This window comes from Novosphingobium sp. FG137 (genome assembly GCF_057809735.1).
On the sequence record NZ_JBMDKN010000006.1, the window covers coordinates 201,483 to 219,619 of the forward strand.

Here is an 18,137-nt window from a genome sequence, read left to right on the forward strand (position 1 = left end):
GCCAGCCGATCTCGAGCGTTTCTCATCCTTCAGGACAGTTGCCGAAGCTTCGTGTCGGCGATCCCGAGATTGATGCCGCTGCCACCGCCGGTGACGGCGACGACGCGCCCCTTAAACAGCTCTGGCGCAAAAAATGCCGATGCATGTGCGGTCATGTTGTTTTTCCTTCGTACGGTACGCGCGCGATGGTGACGGCGATTTGGAGGGCCCGCGCCGCGGCGAGAATGGTGGCTTCGGCGTCAGGTGCGACGGTGTTCGGAAGTTCGACCACGATGTTCGCTTCGGCGTCGTCCGGCGCTCTAACCTTGGCGGTCCCGCTGGTCAGGCACGGCAAGCCGTCGAGCGCGGATTGCAGAGTTACGACCGAAGCGAGCAGGCGGAGCCGGGGCTTGAAGATCTTGCCCAGCAGGGTCAGCGGCATAGCGGGCAGAATGGTGACAGTGGCCGGAGCTGCCGGACGTTCGGCAACATGGTCGCGGGCGTGGCGTTCAAGCTCGGCCTCGGTAATCTCGGCCCCGTCCCGCAGCGTCACGAAAGCGACGGGCACCTCGCCGGCATAGCCATCCGGACGGCCGACCGCCGCTGCCAGCGCAACGGCCGGATGCGACTGAAGCGCGTCCTCGATCATCCGAGGGTCGATATTGTGCCCTGACCGGATGATGAGATCCTTGGCCCGGCCGGTGAGGAACAGGTAGCCGTCCTCGTCGAGCCGGCCGAGATCACCGGTCGGAAACCACCCCTCGGCATCCGTGACAGCCGCCTGCCCGAAGTAGCCAGAGACGACGGCTGGGCCGCGGATGAGGATCTCGCCCGCGTCGCTGATGCGCAATTCGAGGTAAGGGGCGGCCAGGCCGACTGATCCTTCCCGCCGCGCCGCGCGGATTGCTGGACACCATCGTCGTCGCCTCGGTCATGCCGTAGGATTCGAATACCCGCGCGCCAGTTTTCGCCTCAAAAGCGTCGATCAGTGCCGAGGGCATCGGCGCTGCCCCACACGAGACATAGCGCAAGCTCGCGATATCGGCGTCGACCGGCACGCCCATCAGCGCAGTCAGCACAGTGGGGACCGCCGAGAAGCCGGACACACGATGGCGCGCGACGATCTTCCAGAAGTCCTGCAACAGGTAAGGGTTGCGGAAGCCCGCCAGCCCCGGGATCAACATATGCGCGCCAGTGGCGAGGACTGTGAGACCGGTTGCGATGCCGGCGATGACATGGTTGGTCGGCAGCGCGCTCAGCAGAACGTCGCCCGGAGCAAGGTCGCTGCCGCTCGCGACCTGCACTGCGCAGACGAGCTGGTTACGATGCGTGTGCGCGACAAGCTTGGGGCGCGCCGTGGTGCCACCAGTGTGGAAGATGCTGGCGATGTCATCGAGCGTGGGGTGCACAACAGACAGCGCATTGTCCGGCTGTTCAGCGATGGCTGCTTCGAGATCGAGGGCACCGGACCGTGCGCCGCCTGCCGTAATAACGAGCCTCGCTCCCACTGCTTCAGCTACCTTCATCGCGCCTTCAGCAAGATCCGCGTCGATCTCCGGGCCTACGCTGACCACCACCTTGACCCCGGCTGCGCGCATGATCTCGACCATGTGGTCCGGGCGGAGCAGCGGGTTGACCGGAACTGCCACCCCAACGGCTGAGGCCGCCCAGATCGTGGTAAAGGCATCGGGCATGGTCGGCAGCAGCACCGCCACTCCGTCGCCGCGCCCCACGCCGAGCTCCACGAACAGATTGGCTATGGCTGTAACGCGCCGGGCGAGTGCGGCGAAGGACAGGCTCTCGGGCACATCGCTCGCAAGTCCATGTGGCAGGAAGGTAATGGCAGGCGCATCGGGCCATTCCGCCGCCGCCCGTTCGATCAGCACATAGGTCGAGGAGACCGCAATGCGCTCTTCAATCGGCCTTTCAACGAAAGCCGCAATATCCTCGCGGCTCTTGAATGGTGCGGGCGCGAGCGCGAGAGGAGGTGTCGTCATCGGGCCTCTCCCGCCTCGTCGAAGCCGATCATCGTGACCGCGGCTTCGACCGGCTCTCGACCGATGCGCAGCGCGTTAATCTGCGCCTCTGGATCAGCATATCCCAGCGCGATGCCGCAATAGATCAGGTTTTCGTCGGGGATCGCGAGCGCGCTGCGGACGGTCCGGTTCATTCCGGCCCACGCTGCCTGAGCACAGGTCGAAAGACCGCGTTCCTGCGCCAGCAGCATGAAGGTCGAAAGCCAGATGCCGACATCGGCCCATTGTCCGCGCTCCATCGTGCGGTCGATGGTCACGATCAGGCCCACCGGTGCGCCGTAGAAGGCGAAATTGCGGGCGAAGTGCATCAGTCGGCCGAGCTTGTTCTCACGCGCCACACCGATATGGCCATAGAGATCCTCCGCGCAGGCTATGCGGCGCGCATTGTAAGGGTCTTTGAGTTCGGGCGCATAGATCGGATATTCGGGCGGCTCGCCACGCGGATTGGCTGCTGCCGTTTCCCGCACGCGTTGCAGCAGATCGGCAAGCGGCGCTCCGGTGACGGCGAAGACGCGCCACGGCTGCAAATTGCTGCTCGACGGCGCAAGCTGCGCGAGTTCGAGTATTTCATGCAAGGTGCCCGCGGGGACAGGGTCGGGCAGGAATGCTCTTACCGAACGGCGGGATTGGACCGCCTGTGAAACACCAACCATGTAAGTCGCTCCTTGATCGGATCAGTGGTCGATGCATAATGCGGATTGCAAACTGGATAGGATCGATATGACTAATGCAAATTCTGAATGAGTGGCGCGCAACTTGGCACCATCGAAGCGTTCCTTACGGTGATCGACGCGGGCGGCTTCGGCGATGCCGCACGCGAGCTCGGGCTGAGCCAATCCACCGTGAGCCGGCGTATCGCTCAGCTTGAAGAGCATCTCGGTTGCCGCTTGCTGGCGCGGTCAACCCGCCACGTCAGCCTGACAGAAGCAGGCATGATCTTTGCAGAAGAAGCCCGGGCTGCGCTTGTGGGCCTGCGCAGGGCCGAGCATCGCATCAAGGGTGAGGATGCCGTTCTTTCGGGGTTGATCCGCATGACGATGCCGACCGCCTACGGGCGCCTGGTCGTAATTCCCGTGATCGCAAGACTGATGGAACAGCACCCTCGCCTGCAGTTCCATCTGAACCTCTCCGACCGCTACGTCGACCTGTCAGCCGATCCCCATGATGTTGCGATAAGACTCACGGACGAGGCGCCGTCAGGTTGGAAAGTAGTTCGGCTCGGTTCAGTCGGGGGCGGGCTCTATGCTGCGCCGTCCTATCTGCGCCAGCATCCGGAACCGCGATCTCCGCACGAATTGCAGTCGCATCGGCTGCTCGCTGCCAGGACCTATACTCCTCGAACCACATGGAGGCTGAAATGGCAGGACAAGGAGAGCGTTCTTGAGATCGCGCCGGTGGCGATCATTTCAGACTTCTCCGCACTTCATGATCTGGCGCTTGGCGGCGCAGGGATCGCGGCTCTGCCAGACTATGTCGCCGCCCAATCCGTCCAGAACGGAGCGCTCGTGGAAATCCTGTGCGGCACTGTGATCGACCTTTGGCCAGTGTTCGCCGCATATCCGCAGCACATGGCGACCGACCGCAGATTGGAATCGATTGTTTCGGCGCTTCAGGTGAGAGGCTGATGGAGGATCAACGCGCACGAAAACAGATGCGCGGCTTTTTGACCTTTCTCGCCAAGACACAACTTTCGGCAGGTCGCCCAATTGCAGTGACGGTGTGAGACCAAGCGGCTGACAACATGCAGTTGTGTTTTGACACTTAATCTGCCGTTCAACACGGCGCGAAGGAATGACGGCTTTGTCCCATAACCTGCCAGTCCGGAGTGTTGAACATGTCGGTCATTCAGCTCCAACTTTCACTGCTTGATCTGATTGCTTCCCAGCGCCGATTGGGACCACGTTGGTCCTCTCGGCTGGCGCGATGATTGCAGCCACATGGCGCGCCCATGCTTCCAGCGCTGCTTGTTTTTCCTCGCGCCAGTCATGGTGCTGATAGATGCCAGCAACGCCGGAGCGTGCGCCCGAAACGTGATTAAGCACTGCCTCGGTGACTTCGAAGCGTACGCCCAGCTTTTGCAGGCCGGTTCGCGCGGGCGACTCTGGAAGTTCAAATTTCGCACATCGACGGGCCCGAGAAGAAACAGTCACTCGGCAGCGAGCCAGAGCCGTTGGTTTCGCGTGATGACCTTAGCCATGTAAATCGGAAAATGGAGATGTGCATGGCATGCCGCGCTCGCTCAGCCGATCAGGCCTGCATTGGTTACGGAATGATTTTGGTGGAACCGCCGGGTGACTTGGCACGTTTGGCCAGAGAACAACACTGGAGCACCCCCATGGCGAAGCCCGATGACCTCAAAGCCAAATTCTGGAGCGCACTCGCGAGCGATCGCACGATGATGGTCGGACTTGATGGCGCCGAAGGAGGCCATGCTCGCCCGATGACGGCGCAGTTCGAAGGCGATCGCAGCCCGATATGGTTTTTCGGGGCGAAGGACAGTGATCTGGTGCAGCTTCTCGACAGCAGCCGCAAAGCTGTGGTCGCAACGTTTACCGCCAAGGGCCACGATCTCTTCGCAGCCGTTCGCGGCACCTTGATTCTCGACAGCGACCCTGCGGCGATAGACCGGCTGTGGAACGCACACGTTGCCGCCTGGTACGAAGGCAAGGACGACCCAAAGCTTGCGTTGCTGCGGCTGGATGCCGACGAGGCCGATATCTGGCTGGACGGGTCGAGCCTGATCGCGAGCATCAAGGTCTTGCTCGGGCATGATCCGAAGCAGGACTATGCCGGCAATGTCGCCACTGTCGCGCTCGATTGAAGTACGGGGGCCAGCACGATCGGTACGACTTGCTGGGCACCTCAACTACGCATCGGCGGCCTGCACAGCGCTGCAATGCCGGCCGCCGATGTACGTATGAAAGCTGTCAGTTGATCGCGCCGCTCATATAACGATCATACTGCTGATGATATTGCTCGCTGATCTTGTCCTGCTCGTCGTCAGGCGCGCTCTGCGCGAGATCGATGAACCACGTGCCTTCCTCGGAATAGACGTGGTGCGCCACAGCCCCTTCGATGTGCTCGAGCTTGTCCCGGTAGTCCTCGCTCATCGGATCGAGCCGTTCGAGGAGGCCCAACTCCATCTTGGCGGCGGATTGTTCCTGATAGGCAAGTTCGGCATGTCCGACTTGCGCATGGGCCGCCATGGCGGGATAAACTGCAGCTTCTTCCGCGATCGAATGGGCGGTTAGCAGCTCAGCCAGCTTTTCCTGCCCAGCTCGCCGAGCATCCGCCGACGTTGCTGTTTTGAGCGCGGCGAACTGAGCTTCGATCTCGCGGTGATGATCGAGGATCTGGAAAAGCCAGTCCCCCGGTTCGGCCATGTTTTCGGCTTTGGCGCGGGCGGCAAGCCGGTCTTCCTCGCTCTCAGGCGGTGTGATCGCTGCTATTGCCTTATCAAGAATAGACATGAACATTCTCCTTGTGCGCGGCGCAAGGGGAAGCGCCACTTCAGCAACGCAGACATCTTGTCGGGGTTCCCGGCGATCGTGGCGATGCGCGAAAGTCTGGCTGTCGGAAGCTTCGCACTGGCCAGCCCGATGGCCTGCTGCTTGCAAAGCTGTGCGGTGTCTTGTGGGCTGCGGAGGCGAAAAACATGCCCGGAAACCCAGAATTTCGCGGGGTTCTGCGTTTCGACATGGAACGGCTGGTGGTGGACAGGGCTAGATTCGAACTAGCGTACGCTTGCGCGGGCAGATTTACAGTCTGCTGCCTTTAACCACTCGGCCACCTGTCCACACCAGTGTTGCCGGTCCGGAAGCGAGCTTCCGATTGTGCGCTGCCCCTTCGTGAAAAAGGGCGGCTCCGGCCGAGTGAGGCGCCCCTTTGGCGAAGCGCCGCGCGCCTGTCAATGGCCCAACTGTCAATAGCCTTGCCTGTCAATCGGGCGGCTGGCATGGGCCGTGCGATATCTTGCAAGCATGGAAAGCCGAGCAATGGCCAAGCGCGATGAAAACACGAACCGCAGCAAGCCGATGCGTGGGCGCGCCGGGCGGATGCAGGGTGGGCGCGGCTCCGGCCGGGCCTCGACAGGCGCCGTGCGGCTGTGGGGCCGCCATGCGGTCGAGGCGGCGCTGACGAACCCGCTGCGAAGCGCCAAGAAGCTGTGGGGCACGCGTGAGGCGATCCAGTCGCTGCTCGATGACAACGATGCCGAACTGCCACCCTCGCTCCCGGTCGAATACGCGCAGGCCGCCGATCTTGCCCGCCTTGTCGCGCGCGATGCGCCGCACCAGGGCCTGGTGCTCGATTGCCTCGCGCTCGACGATGTCGCGCTGGTCGATGTGCTCGACGAGGCGGAGGGCCGCACCCTCGTCCTGCTCGATTCGGTTACCGATCCGCACAACGTCGGCGCGATCCTCAGGAGCTGCGCTGCCTTCGGTGCCGCCGCGCTGATCACGCAGGATCGCCATGCACCGCCCGAATCCGGCACGATCGCCAAGTCCGCCTCGGGCGCGCTTGAAATCGTGCCCTGGGTGCGCGTCGTCAATCTCGCCCGCGCGCTCGAACAGATTGCCGAAGCGGGCTACTGGCGCATCGGGCTTGATGGCGATGGCAGCGCGGTGTTTCCCTCTGCGGTCCCTGCCGGCCCGGTCGCGCTGGTCCTCGGCGCAGAAGGCGAAGGGCTACGCCAGAATGTCGCGCAGCACTGCGATGCCATCGCACGGCTGCCGATTGTTTCCGCGATAGAAAGCCTGAATGTATCGAATGCGGCAGCGATTGCGCTCTATGCTGTCGCGACTCGGGGCGAGACCGACTGACCCAGCCGGCCCTCACCCTTCGCGCAAAGGGGGATGAGCCATGAAATCCAATCGCAGGATCGCCGCTGTGTTCGGCGCCGCCACCGTACTTCTGCTCCTTGCCGGGTGCATGGTGCTGCCCGGCAAGTTCGCCAGCGATCTTTTGCTGCGCCGCGACGGGACCTTCACGTTCCACTACAAGGGTGAGATCATTCTGGCGGCGCTGGCGCAGGGCAGCAAAAGTGCCAAAGCGGAAGCAATTCCAGCCGAACCCTTCGAGCAGCAGCCCTGCACCGATCCGAGAACCGACGAGACGCATGACTGCACCGCGGCCGAGATCGAGCAGCAACGCGCGAAGTGGAACGACGAGCAAAAGGAACGCAAGACGGCCAAGGCGAACGAGGACGCGCAGAACCGCAAGATGATGCAGGCGCTCATGGGCGGCATCGATCCTGATGACCCCAAGGCCGCCGCAGCCTTTGCTGAGCGCCTCGCGCGGCAGGAGGGCTATGCTTCGGTGGTCAGCAAGGGCGGCGGCAAGTTCGAGGTGGACTATACCGCCAGCGGGCGGCTCGACCACGATTTCACCTTCCCCACGATCGAGCGTCTGCCGATGGTCATGCCGTTCGTCTCGCTGATCCGCCGCGCCGATGGCAGCGTGCGGGTCGATGCGCCGGCCTTCAGCACAGCGGCGGCCAATCCGGTGATGCCGGGGCTTGGCGCGATGGCAGGGGCAATGGGGGCCGGGGAAACGGGCGAAATGAAAGTGGGCGCAAAGCCCGGAGCGAAGGCGGGTGCCGCAGGCCCTCCGATCGCCGATGGCACGTTCACCGTGCGCACCGATGGCCAGATTCTCGCCAACAACACCGATGAGGGGCCGCAGGCCGAAAGCGCGGGCGGCCTCTCGCGGCTCGACTGGAAGGTCGATGCGCGCACCGCAACCGCGCCCACCGCGCTGATCAAGCTCGCGAAGTAGACGCAAAACCAAAAACGCCGCTCCAGCATCCCGGCGCGGCGTTTTTGGTGGGTTGTGCGCGAGGCCTGCGGGGCCCTGCGCAAATGCCGATGTCCGGCTTAGTTGACGGCGTCCTTCAGGCCCTTGCCGGCCTTGAACTTCGGCTGGGCCGAAGCCTTGATCGACATTGGTTCGCCCGTGCGCGGATTGCGGCCCGTGGAGGCCTTGCGCTTGGCGACCGAGAACGTGCCGAAACCGACGAGACGTACTTCATCACCCTTGGCCAGCGCAGAGGTCACGCTTTCGAAAACGGCTTCAACCGCCTTCGTTGCGTCACCCTTCGAAAGACCGCTCGCATCGGCCACAGCGCTGATCAGATCGTTCTTGTTCATTGCGAAACCCCCATTGGTTTTTATGCAAACACCGAATGCCTGAATCGAAATTCTGGTTGCGCGAAGAGAGCCGAGAAAGAATCGGCTGTCAAAGCCAAAAGCGCCCGGAATCGCCGAAAAAGCGCCGGAATCTGGCCCATTCAGGATGAGTGAGGCCGCCCCCTCTGATTGGAAGATAGGGGCGGCTTCCTCAAAGGTTAATGCTGCAACGCGAGGGTGCAGCATGAAAATTCATGCTGCACCGCAATAATCGCGTGATCAGTGCGCGGTTGGCACCGCCGCCCCACCGGTAAGGGCAGGTGCCGGCCCCGCCGCCACTTCGTCGGCTTCGGTCCATTCGATCGCCTCGGTCGGCTCCACCAGCGCACGCGCCAGCACCTCGTCGACATGGCTTACGGGGATGATCTCCAGCCCTTCGCGGATATTGGCCGGGATCTCGACGAGGTCCTTGCGGTTCTCTTCGGGGATCAGCACCGTAGTGATGCCGCCGCGCATTGCGGCCAGCAGCTTTTCCTTGAGTCCGCCGATTGCCAATACCCGGCCGCGCAGGGTGACCTCGCCGGTCATCGCCACATCGGCGCGGACCGGGATGCCGGTGAGGGTGGAGACCATCGCCGTCACCATGCCCACGCCCGCACTTGGCCCGTCCTTGGGCACTGCGCCCTCGGGCAAGTGGATGTGGAGGTCCTTGCGATTGAAGATCGAAGGCTTGATCCCGTATTGCGGCCCGCGCGCCTTGACGAAGCTGAACGCCATCTGGACGCTCTCGCTCATCACTTCGCCGAGCTTGCCGGTGGTCTTGACCGCACCCTTGCCGGGCACCGTCACGCTTTCGATCGTCAGCAGTTCGCCGCCCACTTCGGTCCAGGCCAGACCTGTCACCGCACCGACCTGGTTCTCATCGTCCGACATGCCATGGCGGAACTTGCGCACCCCGGCGAAGTCGGCAAGGTTTTCAGGCGTGACGGTGACCGCCGTGTCCTTCTTCTCAAGGATCCGCCGCAGCGCCTTCCGCGCCAGCCGCGCGATCTCGCGCTCCAGCGTGCGCACGCCCGCCTCGCGGGTGTAGTAGCGGATAAGGTCGCGCAGCGCCGCCGGCTCCAACGTGAACTCGCCCTTCTTGAGCCCATGCGCCTCGATCTGCTTGGCGATCAGGTGCCGCTCCGCGATCTCGACCTTCTCGTCCTCGGTATAACCCTCAAGCCGGATGATCTCCATCCGGTCGAGCAGCGCCTGCGGCAGGTTGAGGCTGTTTGCAGTGCACACAAACATCACGTCCGAGAGGTCGATATCGAGCTCAAGGTAATGATCCTGGAACTTTGCGTTCTGCTCCGGGTCAAGCACCTCGAGCAGCGCCGAGGCGGGATCGCCGCGGAAATCCTGGCCCAGCTTGTCGATTTCGTCGAGCAGGAACAGCGGGTTCGACGTGCCGGTCTTCTTGAGATTGGTCACGATCTTGCCCGGCAGCGAGCCGATGTAGGTGCGCCGGTGGCCGCGAATCTCCGCCTCGTCGCGCACGCCGCCCAGCGACTGGCGCACGAACTGGCGCCCGGTCGCCTTGGCGATGGACTTGCCCAGCGAGGTCTTGCCCACGCCCGGCGGGCCGACGAGGCACAGGATCGGCCCCTTCAGCTTGTTGGTGCGCGCCTGCACCGCAAGATACTCGATGATGCGGTCCTTGACCTTGTCGAGCGCATAGTGATCGGCATCAAGCACCGCCTGCGCAGCCGCGATGTCCTTCTTGAGCTTCGACTTCTTGCCCCAGGGCAGGCCGAGCAGCACATCAAGGTAGTTGCGGATGACGGTCGCTTCCGCGCTCATCGGCTGCATGGTCTTGAGCTTCTTGAGCTCCGCCGTGGCCTTGGCCCGCGCTTCCTTCGAGAGCTTCATCGTCTCGATCTTTTCGGCCAGCTCGGCAATCTCGTTGCCTTCGCCGTCATCGCCGCCGCCCAGCTCCGACTGGATCGCCTTGAGCTGTTCGTTGAGGTAATACTCGCGCTGCGTCTTTTCCATCTGGCGCTTCACGCGGCCACGGATCTTGCGCTCCACCTGCAGCACGCCCAGTTCGCCCTCCATGAAGGACAGCACCATCTCGAGCCGCTTCAAGGGATCGCCCTCGGCCAGCACGGCCTGCTTTTCCGCCACGCGCGCGGCCAGGTTCGCGGCGACCGCATCGGCCAGCTTCCCGGCGTCCTCGATATCGCCGAGCTGCGAACCGGCATCCTGCGGCAGCTTCTTGGAAAGCTTGGCATATTCGCCGAATTGCTCAACCACCGAGCGCATCGTGCCGGCAATTTCGGGGCCGGAGACTTCGGCAGGCTCAACCAGCTCGACTTCGGCCAGTACCAGTTCGCCTTCGTTGGCGGTCTGGACGGTCAGCGCTTTCAGTTCGGCGCGCTGCTGCCCTTCGACGAGCACGCGCACCGTGCCATCGGGCAGCTTAAGCAACTGGAGCACCGTGGCGATCACGCCGGTGTCATACAAGTCATCGCGGTCCGGATCGTCGCAGCCCGGATCGAGCTGGGCGAGCAGGAAGATTTCCTTCGAGCCCGCCATAGCCACCTCGAGCGCGGAGACCGACTTCTCGCGGCCGACGAACAGCGGCACGACCATGCCGGGAAACACGACAATGTCGCGCAGGGGAAGCAAGGGATACTGTGTCATAGCTTCAATTCCATTCGCCCTGCCGCTGGGAGAGAGAACGGCAGGTTCTCTTGAAAGTGAATATGGGAGCCCGCCCCCCTGCCCGCAATGGCCCGTTGTGCCGGGGTTGTGGATGAGGGGGCGTGAGGCCGCCTCGTCTCCATTCCCGAAACGCTGTGATCACGTCCGCACAAAGCAGATGCACCACCGCCCGCTCAGGGAAGTGGCTGCACCACCGGCTGCGAGATGAACACGGGCGGCGGAGGTGGCGCCGGCGCGGCGGGCGGCGCAGACGGTGCTGGCTCGGCAGCTGGCGCCGCCGGTTGCGCTTCTGTCACGGCCGCGTCCGCCGCCGCGTCATCCTGCTCGATCACCCGCTGCTCTGCCGCCGACACCGGGGCAGCCGCCGCGCCTACTGGCCGCGCGAACGGGCCATAGCGGGTCTGGCCCTTCGCGAGCGGCCCGCGCCCGTGCAAGGCTTCGATCTGATCGAAGCGCGATTGCAGGTAGACCCGTCGATAAGTCGAATAGGGATCGGCCGCCTTGCGCAGCCGCGTGAAGTCCGCATCCGCTTCGTTGCGATAATCGAGCGAGTCCACGATGTTGATCGGGATCGCATACCAGGCCTTGTTGAACGGCGCGCCCACCGCCAGCGGCAGCGCCAGCCTGTCCACTACAAGTCCGAACAGGTCGCGCACCGTCGTCGGCCCGACCAGCGGGAGGAAGAGATAGGGCCCCGGCCCCACGCCGTAATAGCCCAGCACATTGGCAAGGCCGTTCTGGCGATAGGGCAGGTTGAACGGCTTGCTGCGCGCCACGTCGATCGTGCCGCCAAGACCGATCGTCGAATTGATGCCGAACCGGCCCACGGTTTCGATCGCCTTGCCGGGCTTGAATTCGAGCAGGTATGCCACTGCGACGACCGGCTCACGCAAGTTGCGGATGAAATTGCGCAAGGCCATGCGCGCGGGCCGAGGCACCGCAGTTTCATAGCCTTTTGCCACCGGCCCGACGAACGCATCGTCCACCGATTGCAACACATCGTAGCTCTTCTCGTTGACCTTCGCGAGCGGGTCTTCCGACGGTGCCTTGATCGAACCGGACACGACGATCTCGCCCGGCAGCGGGGGAAGCTCGTCAGGCGTGGTGGTGGCAGGCCTGGTAGCCGGCGGCGCAGCGGGTTGGCTTGGCGCCGCAGCCACAGCAGCAGCGGCCGGTTGGGCATCGGCAGGCGGGGCGCTCGCCATCACGGCGGCAGCAAGCAGAACAAATGCGCTCAGGGGGAAACGACCTTTATGGGGCACACCGGCCAGAACCGGCGGCCCGTTCCAATATTATGAACATTCGACATAGCGCCTGTGTCCCCCGGGCGCCAGACCACCGCGCGCACCGCGCGCGGCAGAGCGCCCGCTCAGAACGGCAGCTTGAAGCCCGGCGGGATGCCCGCCGCCATCTGCACCTTCTGCATTTCCTCCGCGGCGGCGGCATCGGCCCGCTGGCGGCAATCATTGAAGGCGGCCGCGATCAGGTCTTCGAGAATGCCTTTCTCAGCCTTGTCCATCAGGCTGTCGTCGATCGCCACGCCGATCACGCGGCCCTTGGCCGAAGCCTTGATCCTCACGAGCCCGCCGCCGGACACGCCCTCAACCTCGATCTGGTCGAGCTTGCCTTGCGCATCTTCCATCTGCTTCTGGATGGTCTGGGCGGCTGCCTGCGCGGCCTGGATCATCTCTTCCATCGACTTCATGCGCGTTTGCTCCAAGGTTTCCGTGTTTGCGCCGATATAGCGCTTTCATCGATCATTTCAGCCCCCGGAAAAGCAGCGAATGCGGCGCGCACCAGAGGGTCTTCGCGCAAAGCCGCCTCTTCAAGCGCTGCTGCGGCGGCCCGCGCTTCCTCAAGGCTCGGCATCGCGCCAGCCAGATCGGCACTGCGCTCCACCCGCCAAGACCCGCCGGTTGCGCCTTCCAGCCCGCGCCGCATATCGGTCGTCGGATCGCCCGCAATCCCCGGTGCGAGCGCATAGACAAGGTGGCCCGGGGTGAGCGAAACCACCCGCACCGAAAGCCGCATGGCAGAGCCGATCAGCGGCGAGATCTGCTCGACCTGCTCGACCAGATGGGCCCATTGCCCTGAAATCCGGGCGGCAATCGCCTCTGCACTCGGCGGTGCAGCGGCAACCGGCGCGGACGAACCAGCCGCAGACGCCGCCGTCTGCATGGCCGGCGGATTGGCCGCAAAGGCCTCCAGTTGCTTGATCAACCCGCCCGGATCGGGAAGGTCAGCCGCGTGCATCACGCGCAGCAGCGCCATCTGCGCCGCCACCAGCGGATCGGGCGCGCCGCGCACTTCCTCATAACCCTTGAGCAGCAATTGCCACAGCCGGTGCAGCGCCCCCGCGCCGAGCCGCTTGGCCCAGCCTTCCAGCGCCTCGCGCTCTTCAGAAGAGCGCGCATCGGCCGCGCCCGAAATCTGCGTCACCGTCACCTTGTGGACGAGATCGAGCTGCGCGCGCATCATCGCGGTGGGCTCGATCCCCAGTGCAAACTGGCTCGCCACTTCCTCGAGCACGCCATCGCCCTTGCCGCCGATCATGGCGCTGAACAGGCGGCGCTGCATGGTCTTGTCGGCCAGGCCCAGCATCTCGCGCACTTGCGCAGCCGTAACTTCACCGCCGCCTGCCATATCGGCATGGCTGATCGCCTGATCGAGGATCGAGAGCCCGTCGCGCACCGAGCCTTCCGCCGCCGCCGCGATCATCGCCAGCGCCTCTTCCTCGGCCGAAACGCTTTCCGCCTCGCACACCTTGCCGAAGTGCGCCGCAAGCACCGGCGTCTGGATGCGGCGCAAATCAAACCGCTGGCAGCGCGAGAGAACCGTAACCGGCAGCTTGTCCACCTCGGTCGTCGCGAAGAGGAACTTCACATGCGCAGGCGGCTCCTCCAGCGTCTTGAGCAGCGCGTTGAAGGCATTGCGCGAAAGCATGTGCACTTCGTCGATGATGTAGATCTTGTAGCGCGCCGAAACCGCCGCATAGCGCACCGCCTCGATGATCTCTCGCACGTCGTCGACGCCGGTGTGGCTCGCCGCGTCCATCTCGATCACGTCGATATGCCGCCCTTCGGCAATCGCAACGCAGGGCTCACAAACCCCGCAAGGATCGATCGTCGGCCCGCCCTGCCCGTCCGGCCCGATGCAGTTGAGCGCCTTGGCGATGAGGCGCGCGGTCGATGTCTTGCCCACCCCGCGCACGCCGGTCATCAGGAAGGCATGCGCCAGCCGCCCGCGCCGGATCGCATTGCCCAGCGTCTGGACCATCGCGTCCTGCCCGATCAGCTCGGCAAAGGTCTGCGGGCGATACTTGCGCGCCAGCACGCGGTAGGGCTGGCCGGAAGGCGCGGGTGCTGGCGGCGCAACCGGCGGCGCGGCGCGCTCCTCGCGCACCACAGGCGCGGCAGGTGCAGCCACCGGATCGCCGAACATCGAGGCCTGCCCCGCCGCCTCAAGCTCCGCCGCCGAGGGACCTTCGTCCTCGGGCTCATCGGCCATCGGCGCGCCAAACATGTCGGTGGAATCGACCATGACCTCTGATTAGGCCCTCTTGCCGCGATTGTCGAAGCCCCCTGCCCCAACTCTCCGGGGATTGACAGACAGGTTGCAAATGGGAAGCCTGCCCGCATGAGCACCATCACGCCCGGCAGGATGACTGCCGCCCATCACGGCCCCCTCGTGGTCTTCGTGATCGGCATGCGGATCAATCACTTCCACAAGGTCGGCAAGTGGCTACCAGTGATCCGTTCGATGGGCCCGATGCTGGAGGAGCTTTACCGCAATCCTGCCAGCGGCTTTCTCGGCACCGAAACGATGCTGCGCAGCCTGCGCACGATCGTCCTGCTGCAATACTGGCGCGATTTCGACAGCCTCGAAGCCTATGCCCGCGCGCGTGATCAGAAACATTGGCCGGCCTGGACGGCCTTCAACAAGGCGATCGGGGGCGACGGCACCGTCGGCATCTTCCACGAAACCTACGTGGTGCCCGAACACGGCAGCGAGACGATCTACGCCAACATGGTGCCCTTCGGCCTTGGCCAGGTCAGCGGCACGGTGCCCGCCACAGGCTCACGCAACGCGGCGCGTTCACGGATGCGGGGTATTTCGGAGGGGGAATAAGCTAGATCCTATCCCCAACCCGCTCATGCTGAGCTTGTCGAAGCATCAAGCACAACTGTCGCACCAACACCCTTCGACAGGCTCAGGGTGAGCGAAGTTTTGACGAGACTGCAGATTGGATTGAAGGAGCCGGGCGACCCGCCGCACATCGTTGTGGCTGCTTCCTTCCGGACCTGACCAAGTTGGCGACAGCAAACGTCCGCCCGACTCCCGCCGCGCATATGGCGGGGCTCGCCGGAAAATGCAATCCCGCGCAGGCAACCAAGAACCTAGCGGAAGTTGTCCGCGTAGCTCTGCAGCTTGAGCCGCTTCGGCGGCACCGGGCTGACATGCGCGGCAATGCCGTACTTGTCGGCATAGGCCTTGGCCTCGTCAGCAGAGCCGAACGTCAGCACCACTTGCACCTGCGTATCGCCGGAGCCGGCCCAGCCCATCAGCGGATCAGGCTTGCGCGCCTCAGCCGGCGCGAATTCGAGAACCCACTGGTCGGTGCGCGACCTGCCCGATTGCATGGCATTCTTCGGGCGCTGATAGATGCGAGCAGTCATGGCGTTCCCTTGGCCACGAATCGGCTTTGAAATCAAGTGCGCGATGCCCGCAATGCAGACTGTGCAGCCCTGGAGCCCTGCCTCACCGCTTCCCCGCCTGAAACGCGTTCTTCGTCCTGAGACTCGCCTCCTCCTCCCACGGCGCTTCGGGCCAGCGGTGCTTGGGGTAACGCCCCTTCATATCCTTCACCACATCGCGCCACGAACCGCGCCAGAAGCCCGGCAGGTCCGCCGTCGTCTGGATCGGCTTCTGCCCCGGCGAGGTAAGCGAAAGCAGCAGCGGCCTTGGCGGATCGCCGATCATCGGATGCCGGTCGAGCCCGAACAGCGCCTGCACCCTGAGCTCCACCGCCGGCCCGCCCTCGTGCGCATAATCGATCGCGTGGCTCGTCCCGGCGGGCGAGGTGAACTCCGCCGGTGCCAGCCGGTCGAGCGTGCTCCGCGCGTTCCAGTCGAGCCGGCCCAGCAGCGCTTCGTGGAGCTTGCCCGCACCGATCTGGAAATCGCGCCGCCCCGCCAGCAGCGGCCCCAGCCAGTCCTCAGCCTCGGCCAGCAGCGCCTCTTGAGCCAATTCCACCAGCCCCGCGTAGCGCGCCCGCTCGATGAGCGCCAAGGCCTTCTCGCCCAGCGGCAGTAGCCCCAGCCCCTCGGCTCGCAGCCGCTCCAGCAGCAAGGCAAGCACCGCCTGCGCTGGCGGCGAAGGATCGGGCACCCGCGCCAGCACGACGGCCCCCAGTCGCCGCTCCAGCCGTGCCTCGATACGAGCCTCGGCGGCATTCCACGCCAGCGCATGCCGCGCCTCGATCCGGTGCGCGAGATGGCGGGTCACGTCGGACTCCTCCAATGCCAGCGCCGCGGTGATCCGCGCGCCCTTTGCCTCGCCCTGCGCATCACCGATCACCAGCCACGCCGCGCGGACCAGCGAACTCGCCGGATCGAGCCGGTAGCCGCGCCCGCCCGAAGCCAGCCACTCCTCCCCGCTCCCGCCGCGCGCCCGCGCGATCCGGTCCGGGAAGGCTTCTGCCAGCAGCACGCCCAGCGGCAAGGCGGCGCCCGATGCTTCGTCCTTCGTCGGGCTCAGGATGAGCTCAGCATGAGCGGGTGGTGTCGATCTGGCATTCAAGGTCCGCTCGTCCTGAGCCTGTCGAAGGGCGCCTAGCGCAAGGCTTGCCCAGCGCGCCGCCAACTTGCGCGACGCTTCTGCCCGGCCCCCACGCTCGCGCCCCCAGCGCTCCAGCCGCGCAGCAAGGTCCTCGCCGCGCCCGCCCAGCCCGCGCTCCTGCAGCAGCAGCGCCAACCGCGCTGCGTCCTCCGCCTGCCCGCGCGCCGCCGCATAGAGCAGCATATGCGCCAGCGCCGGCTCCATTGGCAGCGACGCCATCGCGCGCCCATGCGCCGTGATTCGGCCCTCTTCGTCCAGCGCCCCCAGCGCCGCCAGTGCGCCACGCGCCGCTGCCATTGCGGCCACCGGCGGCGGATCGATCCACGCCATCGCCGCCGGATCACCCGCGCCCCATTGCGCCAAAGTCAGCGCCAAGGGCGTCAGGTCGCTGGTCAAGATTTCCGGCGGATCGAACGCCTCGCGCCCCGCATGGCCTGCTTCTTCCCACAAACGATAGGCCACGCCCGGGCCCTGCCGCGCCGCGCGCCCCGCCCGCTGCGCTGCCGAAGCCTGACTCGCCCGCACTGTCACCAGCCGCGAGACGCCCGCCGCCTTGTCGAACTCCGACCGCCGCGAAAGCCCTGCATCGACGACGATCCGCACGCCGTCCAAGGTCAGCGAGGTTTCGGCAATGCTCGTTGCCAGCACCACCCGCCGCCGCCCTTGCGGATCACGCCGGATCGCCGCGCGCTGCCCTGCCGGCTCCACCTGCCCATGCAGCGGCAGCACCAGCGCCTGCGGCAGCCGCTCCGCCAGCAAGTCCGCGCACCGTTCGATCTGCGCTACCCCGGGCAGAAACGCGAGCACATCGCCGTCTTCCTCGCCCCACGCCTGCACCACCGCGCTGGCCGCCGCCTGCTCCGGTTTCAGGTCCGGTCGTGAACCCAGCCAGCGGATCGCCAGCGGATGCGCCTTGCCCTCGCTTTCCACCACCGGGCAATTGCCCAACAACCGCGCAAACCGCGCACCGTCCAATGTGGCGGACATCACCACCAGCCGCAGATCATCGCGCAGCACGACCTGCGCCTCGACCGCCAGCGCCAGCGCAAGATCGCTGCCCAGTCCGCGCTCGTGCGCCTCGTCGAACAGCACCGCCGAAACGCCCGCCAACTCCGGATCACCCAGCAAGGCGGAAACGAAGATCGCTTCGGTCATTACAACGATCCGCGTCTTTGCCGATCGCTTGGCATCAAGCCGGGTGACATAGCCGACCGTCTCGCCCGCCTGCTCCCCCATCAGTTCGGCCATGCGCTCCGCTGCCGCCCGCGCTGCCACGCGCCGTGGGCTCAGCACGATCACCTGCCCACTGCACCACGGCTCGCGGATCAGCGCGGGCGCCACTGCCGTCGTCTTGCCCGCCCCCGGCGGCGCAATCAGCACGGCCGATGGGCTGGCGCGCAAGGCATCCAGCAACTGTGGCAAAACGGCATGGATCGGAAGGTCACTCACACGC

The 18,137-nt window shown here is 65.0% G+C and carries 18 protein-coding genes, 1 tRNA gene and 1 other RNA gene; 5 read left to right on the forward strand and 15 right to left on the reverse strand.

Annotated elements, in window-relative coordinates; all coding sequences use genetic code 11:
* Positions 1-29: 29 nt before the first annotated feature.
* From ACODS2_RS17730 to ACODS2_RS17745, 4 genes are read right to left on the reverse strand one after another with little or no spacing between them, the layout of a single operon-like run.
* The gene (locus tag ACODS2_RS17730; protein ID WP_489000006.1) at positions 30-155 is read right to left on the reverse strand and encodes a hypothetical protein; all 126 of its coding nucleotides are present in this window, start codon (positions 153-155) and stop codon (positions 30-32) included.
* Positions 152-829, reverse strand: coding sequence for an AMP-binding enzyme (locus tag ACODS2_RS17735; RefSeq protein ID WP_489000007.1), 678 nt, complete (start codon positions 827-829; stop codon positions 152-154). The genes ACODS2_RS17730 and ACODS2_RS17735 overlap by 4 nt, the downstream gene beginning before the upstream one ends.
* Positions 720-1,976 (reverse strand): AMP-binding protein, encoded by a 1,257-nt coding sequence (locus ACODS2_RS17740; protein ID WP_489000008.1) that lies wholly within the window; start codon positions 1,974-1,976, stop codon positions 720-722. The genes ACODS2_RS17735 and ACODS2_RS17740 overlap by 110 nt, the downstream gene beginning before the upstream one ends.
* Positions 1,973-2,668: a nitroreductase gene (locus ACODS2_RS17745; protein ID WP_489000009.1), complete on the reverse strand. Its 696-nt coding sequence runs from the start codon at positions 2,666-2,668 to the stop codon at positions 1,973-1,975. The genes ACODS2_RS17740 and ACODS2_RS17745 overlap by 4 nt, the downstream gene beginning before the upstream one ends.
* Before the next feature lie 87 nt (positions 2,669-2,755).
* On the opposite strand from ACODS2_RS17745, the gene ACODS2_RS17750 reads away from it, so the two are divergent.
* A complete protein-coding gene (locus ACODS2_RS17750; RefSeq protein WP_489000010.1) occupies positions 2,756-3,640 on the forward strand; it encodes a LysR family transcriptional regulator in 885 nt (294 codons plus the stop codon).
* Positions 3,641-3,856: 216 nt separating this feature from the next.
* Here the strand turns inward: ACODS2_RS17750 and ACODS2_RS17755 are convergent, their stop codons facing one another.
* The gene (locus tag ACODS2_RS17755; RefSeq protein WP_489000011.1) at positions 3,857-4,165 is read right to left on the reverse strand and encodes a hypothetical protein; all 309 of its coding nucleotides are present in this window, start codon (positions 4,163-4,165) and stop codon (positions 3,857-3,859) included.
* Between the two features lie 71 nt (positions 4,166-4,236).
* Between ACODS2_RS17755 and ACODS2_RS17760 the strand changes: the two genes are divergently transcribed.
* Positions 4,237-4,836, forward strand: a complete 600-nt coding sequence (locus ACODS2_RS17760) for a pyridoxamine 5'-phosphate oxidase family protein (protein ID WP_489000012.1) — start codon at positions 4,237-4,239, stop codon at positions 4,834-4,836.
* A 106-nt stretch (positions 4,837-4,942) separates the two neighbouring features.
* Here the strand turns inward: ACODS2_RS17760 and ACODS2_RS17765 are convergent, their stop codons facing one another.
* Both ACODS2_RS17765 and ACODS2_RS17770 read right to left on the reverse strand, forming a co-directional pair.
* Positions 4,943-5,485: a hemerythrin domain-containing protein gene (locus ACODS2_RS17765; protein ID WP_489000013.1), complete on the reverse strand. Its 543-nt coding sequence runs from the start codon at positions 5,483-5,485 to the stop codon at positions 4,943-4,945.
* A 240-nt stretch (positions 5,486-5,725) separates the two neighbouring features.
* A tRNA-Tyr gene (locus tag ACODS2_RS17770) sits at positions 5,726-5,811 on the reverse strand.
* A 199-nt stretch (positions 5,812-6,010) separates the two neighbouring features.
* On the opposite strand from ACODS2_RS17770, the gene rlmB reads away from it, so the two are divergent.
* Together rlmB and ACODS2_RS17780 are read left to right on the forward strand one after the other, a co-directional pair.
* Entirely contained in the window at positions 6,011-6,835 is an 825-nt protein-coding gene (gene rlmB, locus ACODS2_RS17775; RefSeq protein ID WP_298169349.1) for a 23S rRNA (guanosine(2251)-2'-O)-methyltransferase RlmB, read from the forward strand.
* 40 nt (positions 6,836-6,875) lie between these two features.
* Entirely contained in the window at positions 6,876-7,790 is a 915-nt protein-coding gene (locus ACODS2_RS17780) for a hypothetical protein (RefSeq protein WP_489000014.1), read from the forward strand.
* Between the two features lie 98 nt (positions 7,791-7,888).
* Here the strand turns inward: ACODS2_RS17780 and ACODS2_RS17785 are convergent, their stop codons facing one another.
* The 5 genes from ACODS2_RS17785 to ACODS2_RS17805 all read right to left on the reverse strand — a co-directional run bounded on the left by ACODS2_RS17785 (position 7,889) and on the right by ACODS2_RS17805 (position 14,386).
* Positions 7,889-8,161 carry an HU family DNA-binding protein gene (locus tag ACODS2_RS17785; RefSeq protein ID WP_489000079.1) on the reverse strand — a complete coding sequence of 91 codons (273 nt, stop codon included), beginning with the start codon at positions 8,159-8,161 and terminating at the stop codon, positions 7,889-7,891.
* A gap of 258 nt (positions 8,162-8,419) precedes the next feature.
* Positions 8,420-10,825, reverse strand: coding sequence for an endopeptidase La (gene lon, locus ACODS2_RS17790; protein ID WP_489000015.1), 2,406 nt, complete (start codon positions 10,823-10,825; stop codon positions 8,420-8,422).
* Between the two features lie 194 nt (positions 10,826-11,019).
* Positions 11,020-12,051, reverse strand: a complete 1,032-nt coding sequence (locus ACODS2_RS17795) for an MlaA family lipoprotein (RefSeq protein ID WP_489000016.1) — start codon at positions 12,049-12,051, stop codon at positions 11,020-11,022.
* A 164-nt stretch (positions 12,052-12,215) separates the two neighbouring features.
* Entirely contained in the window at positions 12,216-12,551 is a 336-nt protein-coding gene (locus ACODS2_RS17800) for a YbaB/EbfC family nucleoid-associated protein (protein ID WP_489000017.1), read from the reverse strand.
* Positions 12,548-14,386, reverse strand: coding sequence for a DNA polymerase III subunit gamma/tau (locus tag ACODS2_RS17805; RefSeq protein ID WP_489000018.1), 1,839 nt, complete (start codon positions 14,384-14,386; stop codon positions 12,548-12,550). The genes ACODS2_RS17800 and ACODS2_RS17805 overlap by 4 nt, the downstream gene beginning before the upstream one ends.
* Positions 14,387-14,482: 96 nt before the next feature.
* On the opposite strand from ACODS2_RS17805, the gene ACODS2_RS17810 reads away from it, so the two are divergent.
* Positions 14,483-14,974: a DUF4188 domain-containing protein gene (locus ACODS2_RS17810; protein WP_489000019.1), complete on the forward strand. Its 492-nt coding sequence runs from the start codon at positions 14,483-14,485 to the stop codon at positions 14,972-14,974.
* Between the two features lie 119 nt (positions 14,975-15,093).
* Here ACODS2_RS17810 and ffs read toward each other — a convergent pair.
* The 3 genes from ffs to hrpB form a co-directional block, all read right to left on the reverse strand.
* Positions 15,094-15,188, reverse strand: an RNA gene (gene ffs / locus ACODS2_RS17815) — signal recognition particle sRNA small type.
* Positions 15,189-15,243: 55 nt separating this feature from the next.
* Positions 15,244-15,522 carry an ETC complex I subunit gene (locus ACODS2_RS17820; RefSeq protein ID WP_298169370.1) on the reverse strand — a complete coding sequence of 93 codons (279 nt, stop codon included), beginning with the start codon at positions 15,520-15,522 and terminating at the stop codon, positions 15,244-15,246.
* An 82-nt stretch (positions 15,523-15,604) separates the two neighbouring features.
* Positions 15,605-18,133: an ATP-dependent helicase HrpB gene (hrpB, locus tag ACODS2_RS17825; protein ID WP_489000020.1), complete on the reverse strand. Its 2,529-nt coding sequence runs from the start codon at positions 18,131-18,133 to the stop codon at positions 15,605-15,607.
* Positions 18,134-18,137: the final 4 nt, after the last annotated feature.

Coding starts and splice junctions, on each gene's coding strand:
- ACODS2_RS17800 (WP_489000017.1), bottom strand. CDS start 12,551: ATGAAGTCGATGGAAGAGATGATCCAGGCCGCGCAGGCAGCCGCCCAG.
- ACODS2_RS17730 (WP_489000006.1), bottom strand. CDS start 155: ATGACCGCACATGCATCGGCATTTTTTGCGCCAGAGCTGTTTAAGGGG.
- ACODS2_RS17740 (WP_489000008.1), bottom strand. CDS start 1,976: ATGACGACACCTCCTCTCGCGCTCGCGCCCGCACCATTCAAGAGCCGC.
- ACODS2_RS17745 (WP_489000009.1), bottom strand. CDS start 2,668: ATGGTTGGTGTTTCACAGGCGGTCCAATCCCGCCGTTCGGTAAGAGCA.
- ACODS2_RS17750 (WP_489000010.1), top strand. CDS start 2,756: ATGAGTGGCGCGCAACTTGGCACCATCGAAGCGTTCCTTACGGTGATC.
- ACODS2_RS17810 (WP_489000019.1), top strand. CDS start 14,483: ATGAGCACCATCACGCCCGGCAGGATGACTGCCGCCCATCACGGCCCC.
- ACODS2_RS17760 (WP_489000012.1), top strand. CDS start 4,237: ATGGCATGCCGCGCTCGCTCAGCCGATCAGGCCTGCATTGGTTACGGA.
- rlmB (WP_298169349.1), top strand. CDS start 6,011: ATGGCCAAGCGCGATGAAAACACGAACCGCAGCAAGCCGATGCGTGGG.
- ACODS2_RS17805 (WP_489000018.1), bottom strand. CDS start 14,386: ATGGTCGATTCCACCGACATGTTTGGCGCGCCGATGGCCGATGAGCCC.
- ACODS2_RS17785 (WP_489000079.1), bottom strand. CDS start 8,161: ATGAACAAGAACGATCTGATCAGCGCTGTGGCCGATGCGAGCGGTCTT.
- ACODS2_RS17820 (WP_298169370.1), bottom strand. CDS start 15,522: ATGACTGCTCGCATCTATCAGCGCCCGAAGAATGCCATGCAATCGGGC.
- ACODS2_RS17765 (WP_489000013.1), bottom strand. CDS start 5,485: ATGTCTATTCTTGATAAGGCAATAGCAGCGATCACACCGCCTGAGAGC.
- ACODS2_RS17780 (WP_489000014.1), top strand. CDS start 6,876: ATGAAATCCAATCGCAGGATCGCCGCTGTGTTCGGCGCCGCCACCGTA.
- ACODS2_RS17795 (WP_489000016.1), bottom strand. CDS start 12,051: ATGGCGAGCGCCCCGCCTGCCGATGCCCAACCGGCCGCTGCTGCTGTG.
- lon (WP_489000015.1), bottom strand. CDS start 10,825: ATGACACAGTATCCCTTGCTTCCCCTGCGCGACATTGTCGTGTTTCCC.